Origin of the sequence: Galbibacter orientalis DSM 19592 (genome assembly GCF_000260115.1) — a bacterium.
In the GTDB taxonomy this organism is placed as follows: Bacteria; Bacteroidota; Bacteroidia; order Flavobacteriales; family Flavobacteriaceae; genus Galbibacter; species Galbibacter orientalis.
Map to the genome: position 1 here is coordinate 2756845 of NZ_JH651379.1, position 15440 is coordinate 2772284.

Annotated in this window: 14 protein-coding genes and 1 pseudogene; 9 read left to right on the forward strand and 6 right to left on the reverse strand. The window is 33.4% G+C overall.

Annotated features, from left to right (window positions below):
* Positions 1-50 precede the first annotated feature (50 nt).
* The 5 genes and pseudogenes from istB to JOOMADRAFT_RS12175 all read right to left on the reverse strand — a co-directional run bounded on the left by istB (position 51) and on the right by JOOMADRAFT_RS12175 (position 3790).
* Positions 51-778 (reverse strand): annotated as a pseudogene (gene istB, locus JOOMADRAFT_RS20750) (IS21-like element helper ATPase IstB).
* A 17-nt stretch (positions 779-795) separates the two neighbouring features.
* A complete protein-coding gene (gene istA, locus JOOMADRAFT_RS12165; protein ID WP_008610833.1) occupies positions 796-2340 on the reverse strand; it encodes an IS21 family transposase in 1545 nt (514 codons plus the stop codon).
* A gap of 101 nt (positions 2341-2441) precedes the next feature.
* Complete coding sequence (locus JOOMADRAFT_RS12170; protein WP_008613803.1) at positions 2442-2819, reverse strand: hypothetical protein; 378 nt, start codon at positions 2817-2819, stop codon at positions 2442-2444.
* An 89-nt stretch (positions 2820-2908) separates the two neighbouring features.
* Entirely contained in the window at positions 2909-3130 is a 222-nt protein-coding gene (locus JOOMADRAFT_RS20625) for a type ISP restriction/modification enzyme (protein ID WP_317133730.1), read from the reverse strand.
* A 444-nt stretch (positions 3131-3574) separates the two neighbouring features.
* Positions 3575-3790 (reverse strand): helix-turn-helix domain-containing protein, encoded by a 216-nt coding sequence (locus tag JOOMADRAFT_RS12175; RefSeq protein WP_008613808.1) that lies wholly within the window; start codon positions 3788-3790, stop codon positions 3575-3577.
* Positions 3791-4087: 297 nt separating this feature from the next.
* On the opposite strand from JOOMADRAFT_RS12175, the gene JOOMADRAFT_RS12180 reads away from it, so the two are divergent.
* The 3 genes from JOOMADRAFT_RS12180 to JOOMADRAFT_RS12190 are packed head-to-tail and all read left to right on the forward strand — an operon-like array spanning position 4088 to position 6016.
* The gene (locus tag JOOMADRAFT_RS12180) at positions 4088-5320 is read left to right on the forward strand and encodes a HEPN domain-containing protein (protein ID WP_008613810.1); all 1233 of its coding nucleotides are present in this window, start codon (positions 4088-4090) and stop codon (positions 5318-5320) included.
* A complete protein-coding gene (locus tag JOOMADRAFT_RS12185; RefSeq protein WP_157136681.1) occupies positions 5304-5639 on the forward strand; it encodes a hypothetical protein in 336 nt (111 codons plus the stop codon). The genes JOOMADRAFT_RS12180 and JOOMADRAFT_RS12185 overlap by 17 nt, the downstream gene beginning before the upstream one ends.
* Positions 5636-6016 (forward strand): hypothetical protein, encoded by a 381-nt coding sequence (locus tag JOOMADRAFT_RS12190; RefSeq protein ID WP_008613813.1) that lies wholly within the window; start codon positions 5636-5638, stop codon positions 6014-6016. The genes JOOMADRAFT_RS12185 and JOOMADRAFT_RS12190 overlap by 4 nt, the downstream gene beginning before the upstream one ends.
* A gap of 673 nt (positions 6017-6689) precedes the next feature.
* Here the strand turns inward: JOOMADRAFT_RS12190 and JOOMADRAFT_RS12195 are convergent.
* Positions 6690-7049 carry a hypothetical protein gene (locus JOOMADRAFT_RS12195; protein ID WP_008613816.1) on the reverse strand — a complete coding sequence of 120 codons (360 nt, stop codon included), beginning with the start codon at positions 7047-7049 and terminating at the stop codon, positions 6690-6692.
* 154 nt (positions 7050-7203) lie between these two features.
* Here JOOMADRAFT_RS12195 and JOOMADRAFT_RS12200 point away from each other — a divergent pair, with 154 nt between their 5' ends.
* The 6 genes from JOOMADRAFT_RS12200 (at position 7204) to JOOMADRAFT_RS12230 (ending at position 15326) form a co-directional block, all read left to right on the forward strand.
* Positions 7204-8310: a tyrosine-type recombinase/integrase gene (locus JOOMADRAFT_RS12200; RefSeq protein ID WP_008613818.1), complete on the forward strand. Its 1107-nt coding sequence runs from the start codon at positions 7204-7206 to the stop codon at positions 8308-8310.
* A gap of 61 nt (positions 8311-8371) precedes the next feature.
* Entirely contained in the window at positions 8372-9256 is an 885-nt protein-coding gene (locus JOOMADRAFT_RS12205) for a LysR family transcriptional regulator (RefSeq protein ID WP_028284074.1), read from the forward strand.
* Between the two features lie 76 nt (positions 9257-9332).
* Positions 9333-10253: a YeiH family protein gene (locus tag JOOMADRAFT_RS12210; protein WP_008613822.1), complete on the forward strand. Its 921-nt coding sequence runs from the start codon at positions 9333-9335 to the stop codon at positions 10251-10253.
* A 604-nt stretch (positions 10254-10857) separates the two neighbouring features.
* A complete protein-coding gene (ltrA, locus tag JOOMADRAFT_RS12220) occupies positions 10858-12231 on the forward strand; it encodes a group II intron reverse transcriptase/maturase (RefSeq protein WP_008613824.1) in 1374 nt (457 codons plus the stop codon).
* Positions 12232-12379: 148 nt separating this feature from the next.
* The gene (locus tag JOOMADRAFT_RS12225; protein ID WP_008613829.1) at positions 12380-13804 is read left to right on the forward strand and encodes a DUF4041 domain-containing protein; all 1425 of its coding nucleotides are present in this window, start codon (positions 12380-12382) and stop codon (positions 13802-13804) included.
* A 157-nt stretch (positions 13805-13961) separates the two neighbouring features.
* Positions 13962-15326 (forward strand): caspase family protein, encoded by a 1365-nt coding sequence (locus tag JOOMADRAFT_RS12230; protein ID WP_008613831.1) that lies wholly within the window; start codon positions 13962-13964, stop codon positions 15324-15326.
* The last annotated feature ends 114 nt before the right edge of the window (positions 15327-15440 follow it).

Consider the following 15440-nt stretch of genomic DNA (forward strand, 5'->3'; position numbering starts at 1 on the left):
AAACAGGTTCTAAAAAGAGCAGTTTTGTGCTTATAAAAATATAAAATTTATCATTGTTTTTTTCTTTTTTTTCTCATGGATTCACCTTTAAGTTCCACTCTATGTGCTGCATGTACCAGTCGATCTAAAATAGCATCAGCAATAGTTTGTTCTCCGATAATTTGATGCCATCCCATAATTGGTAGTTGTGAGGCTATGATAGTAGCACGTTTTCCATGTCTATCTTCGATGATTTCCATAAAAGCTTGTCTTTTATTAGTATCAAGTTCTTGAAGTCCAAAATCATCAAGAATGAGCAAATCCTGTTTTTCTATTCTATCGATTTCTTTCATGTATGAACCGTCTGCTTTAGCTAGTTTGAGTTTAGCAAAAAGCTTATTGATATTGTAATATTTGACTTTATACCCTAGAGAACAAGCTTGGTATCCAATAGCTGAGGCAATAAAGCTTTTACCAACACCTGTGCTTCCTGTAATGAGTATGTTTTCCTTGTTTTAATAAACTCGCACGATGTGAACCTAATTAATAGGTTTTTGTCAATCATTCGGCTGGATTCAAAAGATATCTCTTCTACAGAAGCTTTATATCTAAACTTGGCTGCTTTGGTTAATCGTTCTATTTTTCTATTGTGTTTATCATCCCATTCAGATTGTAATAAATACGCTACTAGCTCATCATTAGTATATGCTAGATGATTTGCTTCTAGTGTTGTCGTAAAGGCTCTATGCATGCCATATAGCCTTAGTTGTTTCATTTGTTGTAATGTTTGGTCATTCATAATTTATAATGATTTAATTATTTATAATAATCGCCCCCTCTGATGTTTCCATGCTTAGGGATTGTAGATTCTGTATTGGTATCTTCCTGTATAAAATCCAATCCTTTTTCAAGAATACTTTTAACACTTTGATAATTGATGCGTTCATAATCTAAAGCTCGTTTACAAGCATTATCAAGACGTTCATTCCCAACTTTTTTAGCTAGCCCTAATACACCAGCACAAGATTTATAGGATTGTTCAGGATGTTGTCTTTTTCCTAATAATAAAGTGATGAAAGTTTTACAATGGCCTCCAATACCTTCAGCCCAATTTAAAAAGGTGTCAGGATTCCAATCAGCTACATAACGATGTGTTGAAGGCATATGCTCGCTATCGGTAGTGTAACCATGACGTTTTAAGCCTCTTTTATGAACAGCAATCCGTTTTTGCTTATAGTAAATTTCAACGGTGTCTTTTGTATAAATGATGCGAACCTTCTTTCCTATATAACGATAAGGAACGCTGTAATAATGCTTATCTTTATTAATGTGGATATGAGAGGTCTTATATACTGTTCCCATTAGGTAGGCACGTAGTTGATATTTATCTGTAGGCAATGGCAATAATTCTTCTTGCTCCAAAGATGTAAATAAATCTAACCTAGAACAGTCCCTTGCTTGAAAGTTAATTTTATTATGCTTCCCCGTGAGTTCTAATACAGCTTCATTTAAAGCACTTAAGGTATAATAATCATTCCCATTTAATGGAGCAAAAACTCTTGTGTAGATAATCTTTACAGCATTTTCTACTAGTGCCTTATCTCTTGGACGATAGGTTCTTGTTGGAAGTATCGTGGTATCATAATGAGTTGCCATAGCCAATAAACTCTCATTAAGGATAGGCTCATACTTGCTACTTTTTGTAACAGCTGACTTTAAGTTATCAGTTACTATTGCTCTAGGAACGCCTCCGAAAAAATGTAATGCACCTACTATGCACCCAATAAAATCCTCTCGTTTTTGTGAACGACAAGCTTCTACATAGGTATAGCCGCTTGCTCCTAGTACAGCAATAAATACTTCCATTTCTTTTAGTAAACCAGTAGCGGGATCTATGATAGCTAATTTCTTTCCTGTGAAGTCCACAAACATTTTATCCCCAGCCTTATGGTTAAATCGCATGACTGGATTTTGAGTACGAGACCAAACTCTATACAAATGACAAAATCTAGAATAAGAGATAAATACCTTTTTATTTTGATAATAGTCCTCCCAGATCATGTAACGAGTAACTCCAACCTTTTTAAGGCGTTTGCTTACCTCTGGGTATAACTTAAAAACATACTCATGACGAGTCGTTATGTGGGTCTCATCAATATGCAATAATATACGTAAATCTTCAAAACCAAGCTTATCAACCTCTTCACTTGTAAGCTTGCTCTTTAGTAATAATTCGATGTATTTGCGAACAGTATTCCTGGATATACCAAGTTGTTTACTGATGCTCCGCTTACTAACTCCTTGAGTATGTAAACGATATAGTTGTTTGATTTTTCGCATGTCTAAATGTATGTTTGCCATGGTTATTTTTCTTGATTATAACCATACAAGTTATTTAATACATGCTCTTTCTAGAGGTGGGTCAATTTAGACAGGAATACCCGGGTCACTTTAAATAGGATTCAGTGGGTCACTTTCGCAGGATTACATGGGTCAGTTTGGCAAGAATTTCCACTTAGCCAAAGCAAATGATTGTACTTTGCTTTATATTTTGGGTTTTCTGTATTTTCTGCTCGTTTTTTGATGTATTGAAAATCATCGTCAAAAAGTTCTAAAGAGGGATAAGAATTCCCTCCAACCTGAAATTTTGGTAATTGGACTCCTTTTTCCATAATGAAATCCGCAAAATACAGTTCAAATGAACACAGTCTCTTTACTTCTTCGTCTTCTGTTTTATCCCGTAAAACTGTGATATACTTTTCTGTATTAAAATCCAAGTGCGAAAAATTTGTGTCATTTTCAATATAGGTATAATATTCATCCAAGTTTTCAAATTCCATCTTCCAAATTTTTTGTCTATTTAGATAAATTCAATTTTATCAATTTCCCTCATCAACCTGTCCGTTTCACTCAAAGCCACAATGATTTTTTAGTAGTGCAAAATGTCATCAAATTCTAATGTACGACCTTTTCTGTCTTTTAGCCATTTTTGGGCGGGTTGGTAGCCGCTAATGTAGAACTCCCTAGCGGATAAGGGCACGTTATCAAAATATTTATCATCATTTATCCAAACTTTCCCGTGTGTATCTGTGTCGGGAATATAACCTGGACTTATTTTGGTGATTTTTCGGATGAATACATTCTTGTAAATCTTCGACCATTTTCATCATAAATTTTTTGTGTCTTCATCGGTTTCTTTTAATTACACTCAACTTATTTATATGCGGAACTCTTATCATTAGACACCGCTATATACCTGGCTATGCGGAAGTTTTGAAATACCTTATACTTTTAGTTTTCATTATTTCAAACAAGAGTTCCTACTCTTTGACAATTTAATTATGTTCTACAACATATCAAATGGATTTTTTAAATTCTTGTTTTATTAATCTGTATATGATATATCTTCCTGTTTATTCCTCTATTATCGAAATTAATTAATAAAAAGTTATTACCATTACGAAAAACCACAAACAGAAAAACAAACCATACGAATGGGAATTTCAAGATGTGTTTTTTGTGCCTAGAAAACACCTTGTTCTGCACCCGATGGCTGCAATCATATATGGTTTTAAATACTTTAAGTTCTCAAAACTTAGAATTTAAATAATTCGTATAAGTCTACCTCTAAACCATGAGCTATTTCACATAAAGTATATGCAGTAGGATTTACTTTTCCATTCTCTAGCTTCTCAATTGCTTGTCTATCTTTTCCACATGCTCTAGCTAAGTCAGATTGACTCCATCCCTTTTTATTGCGTAGCTCAACAATTTTTTTCCCGATCTGCTTTTTTAATTGATCCCTTGTCATATAACAAATGTCATTCTATTCTATGACAAAAACGTCATATAAAAAGTTGACAATTAAAATATTAATGTTATATTTGTCATACAATTATATGACAAATATGTGTTTTATGTTATCAAAATACTATTTAATCTCGTACACCTTATACTTTCTATAACAGACTGCTTTGTGGAAGTTTTAAGACTAAAGGAAGGTGTTATATGGGAGCGCATAGGGTTTAGGGAACTAGTAAAAAGTAATATCTCCAAGACTAAGATTCATCAACTCATAAATCAATAGGAACACTTAAAATTTATAATCATGACCAATTACGTTAATATACCAGAGAATTTTGAGCACAAAGAAAAACTATCAGCCTTACTCGATAGCATGCTCAATATGCTAACCCTTGATAGTATATTTCTATCAGAACTTCAAAACGAAGGAGAAAACCCATATTATTTTATCACTGCGTTTGTGGATGCCAATATCGAACCTATCCCCAATGAAATGATAAATCTTATTGCTAAAATAGAAAAGGAATATCCCGTTTTTAAAATACGAATCTATACAGAAACTACATCAGAAACAGCTTTGGAACATGGCAGTCTTTATTTTGTTGAGCATTGCTGTTTGGGCTTTACACTATTTGCTCATTCCGAAGGGGAGAATAGAATGGATTATAAAAACCTGGCATTAAACACGCTACTTAAAAGAACTGTTAGGCATTATAATACAGAAATGCAGAAAATCGATGCCTTTGTAAAAGCCGCTGATAAGCTCATAGCTGAAAAACAATATGGCATTACTGCATTTAATTTGCATCAAGCCTTTGAGCTAACTTTTCGGTTTATAGAGCAAATGTGTATAGGGAAAAGTAAAATTACCCACAGTATTATAAGTCATATAAAATATTGTGAACCATTCTTTCCTAAGCTTAAACCCTTTTCAGATGTTTCAAAAACTGACAAAAGCGAATTACTCATCTTGTTGGAACATGCCTATAGTGTGGCACGATATGGCGACGAATACCAGATAAATGAAGTACAGGTTCGTAACATACGTGCTGAATTCAATAATTTTTTCAAAGAGGTTGATGCCTTATACAACAAACATCTAAGCTATTGCAAACAACAGATTAATGGGACAAACAATAAAGACAATGAAACTTTAAACACAGAAGTAGTAAATGATTCCCCTAAGGAAGATGCTCCTAAAGAACCAAAAGATGATGATTTGATTAAGGCAAAAATAAATGAACTGGTTAACATAAAGCTATGCAGGCTAAGTCCTGATTCAGATAAATATTACTACAAAACAAATTTTATGGTGCATGAACTTTCGGATATTCTTTATGATATAGCGGGGATTATGAAAGTTTGTATCATAGCCTTGGAGCATGCCGATAGTAGGTTTAATAGGCTAATCCCTCAGCCCCATGTCAATATTCAGACAGCCCTGGAACATATCCTACAATTGTTACCATTTGAAGAAATAGAATGTTTGGAAGAAATCATAAAAGAAAATGGATTGCCTTATGAAAAAGAAGCATAAACTAGTAAAGAAATTAAAAAGGGGAGCACATAGTAAGCTGAATGTTCTCCACCCTTCACAATCTCGAAAGGGGAAGTTCAAGCCTTCATTTGTGTATTTCAATGGGTATTCAGATTTATTTACCACTATTGATGCTTTAATCAATGTCTGTATTCTAGCCACCCAAGAAGATAACAATCCTCAACCTCATAGCAAGGAACTTGAATTGGATATTCGCAAAACTTTGGAATTAGCCAGTAGCCTCATGCCCTTTGAGGAAGGGGAGTTTTTAGACGATGCGTATCACATGTTAGTTAAAAATAATACCGAGCAGTTATGAAAAAGAAGAAACCAAAGAATCGTAAAAAAAGAGAATTACAGGTAATGAGGGATATCATTGCTGAAAAACATCATGGTCTACAACCTAAGAATTACGGAAACCGCAAGTTTATGGAAGGGAGTTTTAATGTTGAAAGCCATGAAGAACATTTATTACAAATTTCAGCTTTACTAGAAGTCTGTATTTTAGCATTAGATGGTAATGCTGAATTTTACACTGCTATGTTGCGCCATAAAACAGCTAAGGATAGTGTTCAGATGGTTTTGCAAATGATTATTGAACTACTTCCATTTGATGATATCTTTAAATACGAACGTATCAAAGCGATTCTAGAAAATGATATTGAACACAGATACTTCCCTGAAACTTTAAAATAGAAAATTAATAACGTTATTTAAAATATTAAAAGTAGCATCTCACTCTAAAGTTAAAAAACGAGATTTCTAAGAAATCGAAAATCACCCCCAAACCTTACCAGAACTAATACTATTTTTTGAATGGGATTTACAGGAGCTATTAAAATATTTCGAGATAAGAAACGTATACCTAAAAACTCTACATTGAAGCTAGGCAGGCTTTAAAGTTCTCTCAACTACAAATTTAATAGGAAGTCTAAAAAGGCTTCCTATTCATTTTTTACTAAAAAACACCCTAGTTTTAAAAGGCTGAGCGCATTTTTTAGTAAAAAACCTTCCGAAAACACCTAAATTCATTTCAAGAAATTTTCTTAAAATACATCTGAAATTTATATAGCATAGATATGCGTAATCATACTTTTTACTGTAAAAATCTACGGGTTTTATAGGCATGAGCAGGTTTTTACTGTAAAATGAAATAAAATAGTGTAAAATAAAATGTGTGAAAAACGCCGAAAACTGCAATAAACAAAGGGAATTTCGGGGAAATGTAAACCAGTAACATCGCTTTAGCGTGTTACCCTCTTGCTCTTCCCCCTTAGTTTTACAATCACACTTATATAGAGAATTTTTAACTGTTTTCTCATCTAATAAAACACCAAATCCCTTTTGGATAAAGATAAATTTGGTAACACTATTTTTCCTTTCTAATGATCAAGATTTCGTCATTTGAAAATTCCATCCATGCAAAATCATAAACATAGTGGTAGGTTTTACCTTTACTATTTACATGCAAATGCGTATGGTACTTAAAAGTAAAATTCTTTTTTTCTAGCACCACCCGTTGTACTGTTATTTGACCCTTTCTTTTACCAAGAACTTCCAAAAGAATACTTCTGTTTCTATGAAGAATGTTGTCCAGTTCCTTTACGTGGCTGTTTGTAACTTTTCTTAAGTTGACATGGTAATAATTTTTACATTTTACGGAACAGAATAATTTATCATTTCTTCCTACAACTTGTTTACTGCATATTTTGCACTTCCTTTTATCCATAGGTTATAAATAAATATTTAAAATACTGATTATAAGTTTTTTGCACGTAGTCGTTTTTAACGGTTAAAATACAATTATTTAGAATAAGCCTCTATTAATTATAGTCTTTTGAGCTATTTTTATATCAGAAAAATAAATATAAAAAAACAAAATTATGCAACCCGTTATATACCAACCCTTTAAAAAAGCAAAGCGTATCAAGGTTTTTATACCCTATGATATGATTGCTGTTAGAGAGTCCATAAAAAAAATGGATGGTAGTTTTTGGCACCCGCACCAAAAACTTTGGTCGGTCGTCAATACATCGCAAAATTTTGAGCAATTGAAGAGAATTTGTGGCGGAAACCATATTATTGAAAAAGATATGCGTTTTGCCCCGGTACCAAGTGTCCTCCTAAATGAAAATGCATCGGAAGCTCTTTTTGAGCTTGAAAAGGCACTGGTCTTAAAGCAGTACAGCAATTCAAGCATTCAGGTCTATAAAAAAATGTTCAGTGTTTTTTTGGGGAAATTCATGAACCGAAACTTAAGGGAGGTTACAAAAGAGGAAATTGAAGGCTTTTTGTATGAACTTATCACAAAAAGCAAGATCAGTGAAAGCTATCAAAACCAATTGATAAATGCCATAAAAGCATATTATGAGCACGCCCTTAAAATGCCCAGAGAGTATTATGATATCCAACGCCCAAAAAGGGCGGTATCCATACCGAACGTATTGAGTAAAAGTGAGGTTTTGAATATCATCCAATCGCCTAAAAACATAAAGCACAGGGCCATTTTACATACCATTTATGGCAGTGGGTTGCGAATATCGGAACTTTTGAATTTACGGGTTGCAGATGTCCATTCCGACCAAGGGTATTTATTTATAAAGGACAGCAAGGGAAAAAAAGACAGGAAAACCATTTTGCCAGAACAGTTATTGGTATTATTAAGGGCTTATTATAAGGCCTATAAACCATCCTACTGGTTATTTGAAGGGCAGACTGGAGGTAAGTACAGTACAGCCAGCATACGATCCATATTTCGAAAGGCAGTGGACGACACCAATTCCAACCCATGGGCAACAGTCCATACCTTGCGACATTCGTTTGCTACACATTGTATTGAAAACAACATAAACATTAGACATTTACAGAACATGTTGGGGCATAATTCCCCTAAAACAACAGAAATTTACACAAAAACGATTGAAATTAACAATAAGACTATAATTAGTCCATTGGATACTTTGTTAAAAAATAATATATTGCATACATAATAAATATAACTACAATTGTATGGCTATTTATTGTAGTTATACAAGTGTTGTACACAAGCTGATGAAAACCAAGTTACATATATTCAAAATTGTTGCTAAACATTTAAGCTTCACAAAAGCTGCCGAGCAATTGTATATTTCACAGCCTGCTATATCCAAGGCAATTAAAAATTTAGAGCAAGAATATAAAACAACGTTATTTATTCGAAAAAGAAACTCGATAGAAATGACCAAGGAAGGAAAGTCATTTCTTATATACGTTAATAAAATTTTAGCTATCTATTCTGAAATGGACGAACAGTTTCTACATAAGAAAGAAACCTTCCCAAAACTAATAAACTTCGGAGTAAGCACAACCTTGTCTAACTACATTATACCTAAAATAATTGCGAAGTTTAGAGTACAATTTCCTGAAACAAATTTTAACATAATCAGTAATAATTCTGAAAATATTGAAAATTTAATTTTGAATCAGGAAATTGATTTCGGAATTACTGAAGGAAGTATTTCGAATCCAAAATTACAATTTGAAAAATTTATTAAAGATGAAATTGTCCTCGTAACCAATGTTAATAATAATTCTTTTAAAAAAGGAAGTATCGATATCGAAAAGTTGCAAAGAATTCCAATGATTGAACGTGAAAAAGGTTCTGGAACTAAAGTAATTATTAATAAATTTTTATTGGAAAATAATATCAAAAAGCTTAATGTAGCAGTAACTTTAAACAGTACTGAAGCTATTAAAAATTATTTATACAATTCTGATGATTATGCACTTCTTTCAATTAGTGCTATCACTGAAGATTTGTTAAATAATAAACTCAAAATTATAGATATTAAAGATTTAAGTATTGAAAGGTGGTTTTATTTTGTAAAAAGAACAGGTTATCTTTCAAATACCGTGGAATATTTCGAAAAATATATTCGGCTTAACTATAACTTTTAGTTATCTCAAACAACTAATTAATTTGCTTAAAGGTTATTAATTCAATCTACTTTTGTATCAAATAATACTAAATGATATGAAAGAGATTTTTTCAAAAATAGTTTACTTCCTTATAATTATTATTGCCCTTTTAGGCATTATAAACAGTCCAACTGCATTGTTACTTGGTTTTGTATATACACTTATTTTCAATAATCCGTTTAAAGCATACAGTCATAAAGCAATTCATTATTTTCTAAAAATTTCGGTTGTAGGGCTGGGCTTTGGGATGTTTATCAAAGAAACTTTGGAAACAAGTAAAGAGGGATTAAGTTTAACTATATATTCAATATTTTTAACCGTATCGTTAGGTTTGTTGTTAACAAGACTTTTGAAGTTAGATTTAAAACTAGGTCATCTAATTACATCTGGAACAGCAATTTGTGGTGGAAGCGCAATTGCTGCAATTTCCCCAGTAATTAAAGCTAAAAGTAAAACTATAAGTATTGCTTTAGGTATCGTATTTCTATTAAACTCTATTGCGTTGTTTGTGTTTCCTGCAGTCGGTCATTTTCTAAATTTAACACAAGAACAATTTGGCTTATGGTGTGCTATTGCTATACACGATACAAGTTCGGTAGTCGGAGCTGCGCTAGGTTATGGAGACGAAGCCTTGAGAATAGCAACAACAGTAAAACTATCTAGAACTTTGTGGATTATCCCTTTATCAATTTTTTCAATGTTTCTATTCAAAACAAAAGGAGAAAAAATAAAAATTCCTTACTTTATTGTTTTATTTATTATTGCGATTATTATTAATAGTTACCATATTTTACCTGAACCAGCTACTAATTTTATTGTATTAATGGCTACACGATTATTAATAATAACATTGTTTCTTGTAGGTTCTACCATTTCTATAAAAGATTTGAAATCTACAGGAATGAAACCCATTGTATTCGCACTAACTTTGTGGATTTTTATTTCAATTTTTTCATTAATATATATATTGAACTAAAGCCAGTGTACAACACCGTATAAAATTAATTGCTAGTGCAAGCCTACTTACGAAAATCCTCGCGTATTTGCAATTCGGTTATTATTTGCTAAATTAAGTGCTTAAACAACGCAACTAATCTTATACAAAACCGTTGGTGCGCCCAGCCGCTGCACTATTCCAGTAGGTGAAAATCCTATCCGGACAATTGACTGTTCACCCGGAAGAAAGACGAACAGGAATTACCGTGAGGTAGTGAACTGAAGCTTCGTTCTTTCAAATCATCAAGCCGTAATGCTTAGGCGTGAACCCATAGTAGCTTCGAGATGTGTAACCGTAGATTTGGGGAGTGTGTTGACGTATACGAACCCTGCCATACAAGTTGGATCAACAGTCGGGGGAAAACTTGTAAACTACCGGAGTCATAGGGATGGCGTGATGATAGATGGAACAGTGCGGAACTGGGGAGGTCTGTACATTCAAGCTGGCTACTTAAAACCTTGTTTTATAAGCATAGCGAAGTAAGCAAGGGGGTGTACAGAAGTCGGAGAAGCCCATATTACCGAAGATTTGTCGGACAACAAAACCGACAATAGGGAAGGGGCTTTACTTTAGTAATGCTTATATGAAAAACAGAACGACCTATATTGACGAAAGTCTATTAGTAAGTCCATCCGGAGAACCGGATGAGCGTGTTCGTGTATTTCAAAGAAAGCTATACATTAGGGCCAAGCAAGAGGCAGGTTTCAAGGCATACAGTTTGTGGGACAAGGTCTGTACAGATTACGTCTTGATAACAGCCTACCGCAGGGTAAAATCGGGAAAGCCTCAGGGAACCGGAGTAGATAGCGTTAGTTTTGATGATATTGAAAGTAATGGATTACATCAATACCTTAGCGAGATACAATCAGAATTACGCACCAAAACCTACGTTTGTTTACCGGTTAGGCGAGTAAGAATACCCAAAGAGAAAAAAGGAGCATATAGAGTTCTAGGTATACCGACCATCAAGGATAGAATAGTTCAGATGGCAGTAAAGATGGTTCTTGAGCCCTTATGGGAAGCCGACTTTATACCCCACTCTTATGGATTCCGCCCCAAGCGGGGAGCAAAAGAAGCAGTCAAACAAATCAAGAAGAACTTATATGAGGGGCATCAATTTATATATGATGCAGATCTATCAAATTACTTTGATACGATACCTCATACCAAGTTGTTCAAGATGTTAAAAGAACGCCTCAGTGACAAATCGATATTGGCGGTTATTCACCAATGGCTAACGGCACCGGTACAATTAACGAACGGTAAGCTGATAAAGTCAACAAGTGGCACCCCACAGGGAGGAGTCATATCGCCCTTGCTCTCGAACATTTACCTGCACGCTTTTGACCGTATAGTAAACAATCCAAAAGGGAAGTTTGCTAGATCGAACATTCGTATAGTGCGTTATGCGGATGATTTTGTACTGATGAGTACCCAAAGATACAGTCAGGATATGCGAAGGTATATCGGTTTGATTATGTATCGGATGGGATTAAAACTCAATAGGGAAAAGACAACGATATTGCATATAAACAAAAGTAGTCTTTGTTTTCTGGGATTTGAATTCAGGGTAATCCGTTCCAAATTTGATTGGAACCAAAAGAATTATACGAATATACGTCCCAGTCAAAAATCCCGGTCAAAATTGTTTACACAGATCAGAGAGCTACTGTCCAAACGCAGACATTGGAAAATAGAGCACATCATCTATAAACTTAATGAACTGCTAATCGGATGGTTGAATTATTTCTCGATCAGTAAAATAACCCATATATGGGAAACGATAAAGGTAATCATACCACATTTGGATTACAAACTATATAAATGGTTAAAAAGCAAAGGAAGGAAAGCGCATAAGCTGCTACGCCAGCAGCCATACAGGAATTTTGTAAAATACAAAAACCTGTTGGATATAGAAAAATATGCCCGCTTGAAAACCCTTGCGAAAGCTCAATGAAGAATACTATCGGTAAGCCGTGTGAGGGAAAACTTCATGCACGGTTTGATGCAGGGGGTACTGCTATCCGAAATTTATTAACTTAGCAATTAATTCGGGTAGCAGGCTCTACTCTACTAGCAAATACTGAAAAAAACCAAACTAATCAATGACATTAGGATTAATAATCACAATTTTAGCTTTGGGAATTGTACTTTTTATTTTACTTAATCAAAGTAAGAAAGCGAAAACCAAACTAATTTCTGAAATTGAAAAAAAGAATTCAGAACTCACTTCAAAGGTTGACGAAAATAACAAGCTAAATTCTGATTTAGAAAGGTTTAGCGTAATTGTATCCATCGAGAACGAAATAGAATTAAAAAACAAAGAACTTTTAGGAATTAAAACAAGCGCAACTGAATTGAATGACAAATTCATCAACGCAAAATCAATCTTTAAAGAATTAGAAAAAGACATAAAACTCTACCAAAACGATTTAGAATTCGTTGAACTTGGGATTTACGAACCTATTTTTGATTTAGAAACTTCCGAAAAGTATAAAGAAAGAATTAAGCAAATTGTTGCCAGACAAAAGCAATTAATAAAGGGTGGAAACGCCTGTATCTGCCAAACTGAATGGGTTGTGGGAAATAGCCGTAAACAAGGTGAAATAATGACAAGAAGGTATATCAACTTGACGTTAAGAGCTTTTAATGGCGAATGTGATGCACTAATTTCAAAAGTCCGTTGGAATAACGTAAAGCGCTTTGAAGAAAGAATTAAAAAATCATTTAATGCAATAAACAAACTCGGTAAATCCAACAACACCTATATAACAGATCAGTATTTAAATTTGAAGTTGGATGAACTCCATTTAGTCTATGAATTAGCACATAAAAAATATCAGGAAAAAGAAGAAGTAAGAGCAATTCGAGAAGAACAACGAGAGGAAGAAAGAGCGCAACGAGAATTTGAAAAAGCAAGGAAAGAAGCTGAAATTGAGGAAAAGCGTTACCAAAAAGCATTAGAACGAGCAAGAAAAGATTTAGGTTTAGTCAGCGGACAACAATTAGAAGAACTTAATTCTCAAATTGCACAATTAGAACAAAATTTAAGAGAAGCGCACGAAGCAAAGGAAAGAGCAATATCAAGAGCACAGGAAACAAAATCTGGACACGTTTATATTATTTCAAACCTTGGCTCATTTGGAGAAAATGTTTATAAAATAGGAATGACAAGAAGACTTGAACCATTAGACCGAGTGAAGGAATTAGGAGATGCTTCAGTGCCTTTTACGTTTGATTTACACGCAATGATTTTTTCAGAAAATGCACCTGAACTTGAAAATTTATTACACAGAGAATTTGATGATAGACGTATAAATAAAGTAAACTATCGTAAAGAATATTTTAGAGTAACTTTAGACGAAATAGAACAAGTAATAATCGATAAATTCGAGAAAGAAGTCGATTTCATTAAAGATATTGAAGCCCAACAATTCAGAGAAACAAAATCCATTATAAAACAATTAGAGCAAGCTAAAGAAGAACAATCTGAAAAAGAAATTGAGAAATATCCAGATAGCCTGTTCTGAAAAAGTACTTGCTACAACACCGTTTATAATTAATGGCTAGGTCGAGCCTACTTACGAAAATCCTCGAGGATTTTCTATTCAGTTTTTATTTGCTAAATTAGGTGCTTAGACAACGCCACTAATCATACACAACAACGTTAGAGCCAATTAAACCAATATGAGTAACCACATCTTTGCAATAGGAATTGACAACTATAAAAACTGTACAAAACTAAACAATGCAGTAAGAGATATAGAAAATATAGTTGATATCCTAACTGATAAATATGATTTTAATAAGTCAAACGTAACTAAACTTTTGAATGAAGAAGCAACACTAGAAAATATTACGAATGAACTAGAAAATTACTTAACTTCTCAAGACGAAAGTCAAAATCTGATAATCCTCTTCTCTGGGCACGGAGAATTTGACGATTTATTACAAATGGGATATTTAATTCCTCAAGAAGCATTGCCCTATTCAAAGTCAACTTATTTTCCATATTCTACCTTATTTAGCTATATAAAAGCACTTAAATCACATCATATATTGCTTGTTTCAGATTCTTGCTTTTCAGGTAGTGTATTTACGCCATATAGAAAAATAGAAACATCTAAAGAAAAGCTTGACAAAATCCCTTCGAAATGGGCAATTACGTCTGGTAGAATTGAACCTGTATCAGATGGAGAACCAGGAAAAAACAGCCCTTTTGCTGAAGCTTTAATAACCGTTTTGAATAAGAATACAGGCTCTTTAAGCATATCAGAAATATCTAACCGAATAGTTTCAGAAGTAGCAGAAAAAGTAGACCAAATTCCAAGAGGAGAACCTTTGCAGTCATATGGTCATAAAGGGGGAGAATTTATATTCACTAGGAAGATTGATAATAAAGCATCAAACCCTAAAAAGTCTAAAGACTTTTCTGAACGGGAAGAACTTCTTAAACTAATAGAATCTAATTATGAGCTTGAAGAAAAAATAGAAGAAGCTGAAAATGAAAACAAAACTGGTACAATTAGAAGATTAACGAAAGAAAAAGAGAGTTTAACGAATATCTTAAATAAGGAATTACTTAAAGAGCTAGAAATTCAAAGAGTAAATGTTTCTCAAAACATAAAAAATGAAGATAAACTTCCAAAGAATTATTTTGAAAAATATGAGGAAATAATGGAAGTCAGAAAAAAGAAAAATGCAGTAGTTAAAAAGCAAAAATATCAAGAAGCTGCGATTTTAAGAGATGAAGAAAAAAAGCTTGAGAAAGAACTTCAATCCATATTAAATCAAGACCAAGTTTTGGAGAAATTAGATTTAAGCACGGAATCTTTGTATAGTGATTATTTTTTAAGTCAACTAATTATGAACATCCAATCTGGAGTGAAATTTGATAGAAGAGATTTGATAGAAAATATTTTCGGTAGATTATTATTTTTCGACCTTTCATTCAAAAGTGGAAAAATATCACCATTTATCTTTAAGGATACTAGAGCTAAATTAGTTGAAGCATTAAAAACTGAATTAAATAAAACTGGCTCTAATAACTAAGCGTTCGTGTGGTCGGTACGACCAAACATGAACGCCGTGTTGACTGAACCGGTAGTTGATCGGTTAGCCTACTATGGGGATTGGTTTATTTTTTAAGAGGAGTTTAAGGGGGTG